Here is a 6,620-nt window from a genome sequence, read left to right on the forward strand (position 1 = left end):
CTTGTGGGAGAGGGTTAGGGAGAGGGGTGGCCGCATCGGCACTGCCCGTGTGAACCCCCTTCCCCAACCCCTCCCCACAAGGGGGAGGGGAGCCATCGCGCCGATGCTCACCTCACATCAGTCGATGCATCCATGACCTATCCCGGCGAACAATATTATCCCAAGGGCGTGAAGTGGAGCGACGAGATCACGCGCGGCACGCTGCCGGACCTGCTCTCGCAAGCCGCGGCCGAGTTCGGCGCGCGCCCGGTGCTCGAATTCCGCGACCGGCAGATCAGCTACAGCGAACTTGAGTCCCTGGTCGAGACCGCCGCTGCCGCTTTCCTGCGGGCCGGCTACGGCAAGGGTACGTCGGTTGCGCTGTTTCTCGGCAATTCGCCTGACCATCCGATCAATTTCTTCGGCGCGCTGAAGGCCGGCGCCCGCGTCGTGCATCTGTCGCCGCTCGACGGCGAGATCGCGCTGTCGCACAAGCTCTCCGATTCCGGCGCGCGTGTGCTGGTCACCAGCAATCTCTCGGCGCTGTTGCCGACCGCGCTGAAGTTTCTCGACAAGGGCTTGCTCGATCGTCTGATCGTCTGCGAGGACGACAATTGGGGCAAGGCCGGCACGCCACAGACCGCGCTGCCTGAAAATCCTGCGATCATTACGCATCGTCCGTTCATCGACGGCGCGACCAGGCCGTCGCAATGGCCCGCGGTCGACGTCGAGGACGTCGCGCTGCTGCAATATACCGGCGGCACCACGGGCCTGCCCAAGGGCGCCATGCTCAGCCACGGCAATCTCACCGCGGCGGTGTCGATCTACGATGTCTGGGGCAAGCCCGGGCGGCTCGAACGCAACGCGATCGAGCGCGTGATCTGCGTGCTGCCGCTGTTTCACATCTATGCGCTGACCGTCGTGCTGCTGTCGGTGATCCGGCGCGGCCATCTGATCTCGCTGCATCAGCGCTTCGACGTCGAGGCCGTGATGCGCGACATCGAGGTCAAGCGCGCGACGGTGTTTCCCGGCGTACCGACGATGTGGATCGCGATCGCCTCGCTGCCCGATCTCGACAAGCGCGATCTCTCCTCGCTGGTGGTCGCCGGCTCCGGCGGCGCGCCGCTGCCGGTGGAGGTCGCCAAGATCTTCGAGCGCCGCGTCGGCATGAAGCTGAAGAGCGGCTGGGGCATGACCGAGACCTGCTCGCCCGGTACCGGCCATCCCAAGGAAGGACCGGAGAAGCCGGGCTCGATCGGGCTGATGCTGCCTGGCATCGAGATGGACGTGGTGTCGCTGGAGGATTCCACCAGGGTGATGCCGGTCGGCGAGGTCGGCGAGATCCGCATCCGCGGCCCGAACGTCACCAAGGGCTACTGGAACAGGCCGGCGGAAACCGCCGAGGCCTTCGTCGGCGACCGCTTCCTGACCGGCGATATCGGCTACATGGACGCCGACGGCTATTTCTACCTGGTCGATCGCAAGAAGGACATGATCATCTCCGGCGGCTTCAACGTCTATCCGCAGATGATCGAGCAGGCGATCTACACGCACCCTGCCGTGCAGGAGGTGATCGTGATCGGGATTCCCGACGATTACCGCGGCGAGGCGGCCAAGGCCTTCATCAAGCTGCGCGACGGCGAGAAGACGTTCTCGATCGACGAGCTGCGCGCGTTCCTCACCGGCAAGGTCGGCAAGCATGAATTGCCGGCCGCGGTCGAGTTCGTCGACGAACTGCCGCGCACTCCGGTTGGAAAGCTGTCGCGTCACGAACTGCGCCAGCAACAGCCGAAGTCCTCTCAAGCCACTCAACAACAGACTGCAGGATCCCGTTCATGACCGACGCCGTTATCGTCTCCACCGCCCGCACGCCGATCGGCAAGGCCTATCGCGGCGCGCTCAACGCCACCGAGGGCGCGACCCTGCTCGGCCACGCGATCGGCGAGGCGGTGGCGCGGGCCAAGGTCGATCCGAAGGAGATCGAGGACGTCGTGATGGGCGCGGCGATGCAGCAGGGCGCGACCGGCGGCAACATCGCGCGCAAGGCGCTGCTCCGCGCCGGCCTGCCGGTGACGGTTGCTGGCACCACCATCGACCGCCAGTGCGCGTCCGGCCTGCAGGCGATCGCGCTCGCCGCGCGCTCGGTGATCTTCGACGGCGTCGAGATCGCGGTCGGCGGCGGCGGTGAATCGATCTCGCTGGTGCAGAACGACAAGATGAACGCGTTCCACGCCCAGGATCCGGCGCTGCTCAAGATCAAGGGTGAGGTCTACATGCCCATGATCGATACCGCCGAGATCGTCGCCAAGCGCTACAACATCTCGCGCGAGAAGCAGGACGAATACGGCCTGGAAAGCCAGCGCCGCACCGCGGCCGCGCAGCAGGGCGGCAAGTTCAAGGACGAGCTCGCGCCGATCACCACCATGATGGCGGTGACCGACAAGGCGACCGGTGCGGTCACGATGAAGGAAGTGACGCTGTCGCAGGACGAAGGTCCGCGGCCCGAGACCACGGCCGAAGGGCTCGCCAGCCTCAAGCCGGTGCGCGGTGAGGGCTTCACCATCACTGCCGGCAATGCCAGCCAGCTCTCGGACGGCGCCAGCGCCACGGTGATCATGAGCGACAAGGAGGCCGCCAGGCGCGGGCTGCAGCCGCTCGGCATCTTCCGCGGCTTCGTGTCCGCCGGCTGCGAGCCGGACGAGATGGGCATCGGCCCGGTGTTCGCGGTGCCGCGGCTCTTGAAGCGTCATGGCCTCAAGGTCGACGACATCGACCTCTGGGAGCTCAACGAGGCGTTCGCGGTGCAGGTGCTGTACTGCCGCGACAAGCTCGGCATCGATCCGGAGAAGATCAACGTCAATGGCGGTGCGATCTCGGTCGGCCATCCCTACGGCATGTCGGGTGCGCGGCTCACCGGTCACGCGCTGATCGAAGGCCGCCGCCGCAAGGCCAAGTACGCCGTCGTTACCATGTGCGTCGGTGGCGGCATGGGCGCGGCCGGGTTGTTTGAAGTGTTGCAGTAATTCCGTCGTCGTCCTGGCGAAAGCCAGGACCCATACCCCGCGGCCGGGGTAAGGGGCACAGACGGCAGTCGCCTTCGCAAGACAACGAAGGCCGGTGGTAATGGGTCCTGGCTTTCGCCAGGACGACAACGAAACAAGGCGTTAGTTTTCGCTCAAAAGGAGGATCCGATGGATCTCGCTTTCACCAAGGAAGAGATAGCGTTTCGTGAGGAGGTGCGTGAGTTCTTCAAGAACAACGTGCCGCCGGAGACCCGGCGCAAGCTGCAGGAAGGCCGCCATCTGTCGAAGGACGAGATGGTCACCTGGTGGCGCATCCTCAACAAGAAGGGCTGGGGCGTCACCCACTGGCCGAAGGAATATGGCGGCACCGGCTGGACCACCGTGCAGCACTACATCTTCAACGAGGAGCTGCAGTCCTATCCCGCGCCGCAGCCGCTCGCCTTCGGCGTCAGCATGGTCGGCCCGGTCATCTACACCTTCGGCAATGAGAAGCAGAAGAAGGAATATCTGCCGCGCATCGCCAATGTCGACGACTGGTGGTGCCAGGGCTTCTCGGAGCCGGGCTCCGGTTCGGACCTCGCTTCGCTGAAGACCACGGCCGAGCGCAAAGGCGACAAGTGGATCATCAACGGCCAGAAGACCTGGACCACGCTGGCCCAGCACGCCGACATGATCTTCTGTCTCTGCCGCACCGACAAGAACGCGAAGAAGCAGATGGGCATCTCCTTCATCGTGTTCTCGATGAGGTCGAAGGGCGTCACCGTGCGCCCGATCCAGACCATCGACGGCGGCCACGAGGTCAACGAAGTGTTCTTCGACGACGTCGAGGTTCCCTACGAGAACCTGATCGGCGAAGAGAACAAGGGCTGGGATTACGCCAAATTCCTGCTCGGCAATGAGCGCACCGGCATCGCCCGGGTCGGCGTCTCGAAGGAGCGGCTGCGCCGCATCCGCGCGCTGGCCTCCAAGGTCGAGTCCGGCGGCCGTCCGGTCATCGAGGATCCGGCGTTCCGCGAGAAGCTCACCGCCTGCGAGATCGAGCTGAAGGCGCTCGAGCTCACCCAGCTCCGCGTCGTCGCCGACGAGGGCAAGCACGGCAAGGGCAAGCCCAATCCGGCCTCCTCGGTGCTCAAGATCAAGGGCTCGGAAATCCAGCAGACCACCACCGAGCTGCTGATGGAGATCATCGGCCCGTTCGCCGCGCCCTATGACGAGCACGGCGATGCCGGCTCGAACGAGAGCATGGATTGGACCGCGCAGATCGCGCCGAGCTACTTCAACAACCGCAAGGTCTCGATCTACGGCGGCTCCAACGAGATCCAGCGCAACATCATCAGCAAGGCCGTGCTGGGGCTTTGATGCTCTTCTCCCTCGCCCCGCTCTTGCGGGGAGAGGTGACGAGGTCCCGGTTTCGGTAACGACTTTCAGTTTAAGGGAACGAACATGGATTTTGATCTGTCCGAGGAGCAGCGGCTTCTCAAGGAGAGCATCGACGGGCTTCTGACCGATGCCTATGACTTCGATGCGCGCAAGAAGTACATGAAGGAGAAGGGCGGCTGGAGCAAAGCGCTCTGGGGCAAGCTTGCCGAGCAGGGCCTGCTGGGTCTGCCCTTCGCGGAGACCGACGGCGGCTTCGGCGCCGGCGCGGTCGAGACCATGATCGTGATGGAAGCGCTCGGCAAGGCGCTGGTGGTCGAGCCTTATCTCGCCACCGTCGTGGTCGCCGGCGGCTTCCTGCGCCATGGCGGCTCGGCCGAGCAGAAGGCCAAGTACATCCCGGGCATCATCGACGGCAGCAAGACCTTCGGCTTTGCCCAGCTCGAGAAGAACTCGCGCTATGATCTGTTCGACGTCGTGACCACGGCGAAGAAGAAGGGCGACGGCTGGGTGATCGACGGCGAGAAGTTCGTCGTGCTCAACGGCGAGAACGCCGACACGCTTGTCGTGACCGCGCGCACCAAGGGCGGCCAGCGCGACAAGACCGGCATCGGCGTGTTCCTGGTCCCGGCGGATGCCAAGGGCGTCACCAAAAAGGGCTACCCGACCCAGGACGGCCTGCACGCAGCCGATATCACCTTCACCAATGTCGAGGTCGGTGCGGACGCTGCGATCGGCGATCCCGAGAACGGCCTGCCGCTGATCGAGCGCGTGGCTGACGAAGCCCGCACCGCGCTGTGCGCCGAAGCCGTCGGCGCGATGGACCAGTCGCTCAAGGACACCGTCGAGTACATCAAGACCCGCAAGCAGTTCGGCGTTGCGATCGGCTCGTTCCAGAGCCTGCAGCACCGCGCCGCCGACATGTTCGTGGCGCTGGAGCAGGCCCGCAGCATGTCGATGTTCGCGACCATGGCGTCGGATTTCAGCGATGCCAAGGAGCGTTCGTCCGCGGTTGCCGCCGCCAAGGTGCAGGTCGGCAAGTCGCTGAAGTTCGTCGGCCAGCAGTCGATCCAGCTGCACGGCGGCATCGGCATGACCATGGAAGCCAAGATCGGCCACTACTTCAAGCGGCTGACCATGATCGAGAACACGCTCGGCGACACCGACTATCACCTCCGTCGCGTCAGCGAGGGCGGCGGGCTGCTGGCGTAAGCACCACCGTCATTGCGAGCGTAAGCGAAGCAATCCATCTCACCGCGTTGGGAAAGATGGATTGCTTCGTCGCTTCAGCGCAAAATTGCTGTGCAATTTTGTCGCGAGCTCCTCGCAATGACGCTCGAAACAAACAGGGAGGCAACAACAATGAAAAACACCCCGTTCGATCTCACCGGCCAGGTCGCCGTCGTCACCGGCTCGAGCCGCGGCATCGGCCGCTCTTCGGCCGAACTGCTGGCCAAGCTCGGCGCCAAGGTCGTGATCTCCTCGCGCAAGGCGGATGCCTGCCAGGAGGTCGCCGACGGCATCAAGAAGGCGGGCGGCGACGCGCTCGTCATCCCGTGCAACATCGCGCGCCGCGCGGAGGTCGAGGCGCTGGTCTCGGGCACGATCAAGCACTACGGCAAGATCGACATCCTGGTCTGCAACGCTGCGGTGAATCCCTATTACGGCCCGCTGCTCGACATCACGGACGAGGCCTTCGACAAGATCATGGGCTCGAACGTCAAGAGCAACATCTGGCTCTCCGCGCTGGCGATCCCGCAGATGGCCGAACGCGGCAAGGGCTCGGTCGTCATCATCTCGTCGATCGGCGGCTTGCGCGGCTCGACGGTGATCGGCGCCTACGGCATCTCCAAGGCGGCGGATTTTGCGCTGTGCCGCAGCCTCGCCGGCGAATGGGGGCCGAAGGGCGTGCGGGTCAATTGCGTGGCGCCGGGCCTGGTGAAGACCGATTTCGCCCGCGCGCTGTGGGAGGATCCGGACAATCTGAAGCGCCGCACCGCGTCGACGCCGCTTCGCCGCATCGGCGAGCCCGAAGAGATCGCGGGCGCCGTGGCCTATCTTGCCTCCGACGCCTCGACCTTCATGACCGGCCAGACCATCGTGGTCGACGGCGGTGTGACCACCGCGGCGACGTAGCGGCTTGCTCGCTGCACCTCTCCCGCTTGCGGGGGAGGTCGCATCGCATCGGAGATGCGATGCGGGTGGGGCTCTCTCCACGGAATGACTCGCGGAGAGAGCACC

5 protein-coding genes are annotated in these 6,620 nt (G+C 65.0%); all 5 read left to right on the forward strand.

The window, feature by feature from the left end:
* Window positions 1–132 precede the first annotated feature (132 nt).
* A complete protein-coding gene (pimA, locus tag AKN84_RS43855) occupies window positions 133–1,818 on the forward strand; it encodes a dicarboxylate--CoA ligase PimA (protein ID WP_050426535.1) in 1,686 nt (561 codons plus the stop codon).
* Window positions 1,815–3,002: an acetyl-CoA C-acyltransferase gene (locus tag AKN84_RS43860; protein WP_050426536.1), complete on the forward strand. Its 1,188-nt coding sequence runs from the start codon at window positions 1,815–1,817 to the stop codon at window positions 3,000–3,002. Before pimA ends, AKN84_RS43860 begins: the two co-directional genes overlap by 4 nt.
* 168 nt (window positions 3,003–3,170) lie before the next feature.
* Window positions 3,171–4,361, forward strand: coding sequence for a pimeloyl-CoA dehydrogenase large subunit (pimC, locus tag AKN84_RS43865; protein ID WP_050426537.1), 1,191 nt, complete (start codon window positions 3,171–3,173; stop codon window positions 4,359–4,361).
* Between the two features lie 84 nt (window positions 4,362–4,445).
* Window positions 4,446–5,591 (forward strand): pimeloyl-CoA dehydrogenase small subunit, encoded by a 1,146-nt coding sequence (gene pimD / locus AKN84_RS43870; RefSeq protein WP_050426538.1) that lies wholly within the window; start codon window positions 4,446–4,448, stop codon window positions 5,589–5,591.
* Window positions 5,592–5,741: 150 nt separating this feature from the next.
* The gene (locus AKN84_RS43875; RefSeq protein WP_050426539.1) at window positions 5,742–6,515 is read left to right on the forward strand and encodes an SDR family NAD(P)-dependent oxidoreductase; all 774 of its coding nucleotides are present in this window, start codon (window positions 5,742–5,744) and stop codon (window positions 6,513–6,515) included.
* Window positions 6,516–6,620 lie beyond the last annotated feature (105 nt).

Origin of the sequence: Bradyrhizobium tropiciagri, assembly GCF_001189845.1 — a bacterium.
Taxonomy (GTDB): Bacteria; Pseudomonadota; Alphaproteobacteria; order Rhizobiales; family Xanthobacteraceae; genus Bradyrhizobium; species Bradyrhizobium tropiciagri.

Excerpts from the sequence above, each read along its gene's own strand:
- pimC (WP_050426537.1), top strand. The coding sequence starts at position 3,171 with ATGGATCTCGCTTTCACCAAGGAAGAGATAGCGTTTCGTGAGGAGGTG.
- AKN84_RS43860 (WP_050426536.1), top strand. The coding sequence starts at position 1,815 with ATGACCGACGCCGTTATCGTCTCCACCGCCCGCACGCCGATCGGCAAG.
- pimD (WP_050426538.1), top strand. The coding sequence starts at position 4,446 with ATGGATTTTGATCTGTCCGAGGAGCAGCGGCTTCTCAAGGAGAGCATC.
- AKN84_RS43875 (WP_050426539.1), top strand. The coding sequence starts at position 5,742 with ATGAAAAACACCCCGTTCGATCTCACCGGCCAGGTCGCCGTCGTCACC.
- pimA (WP_050426535.1), top strand. The coding sequence starts at position 133 with ATGACCTATCCCGGCGAACAATATTATCCCAAGGGCGTGAAGTGGAGC.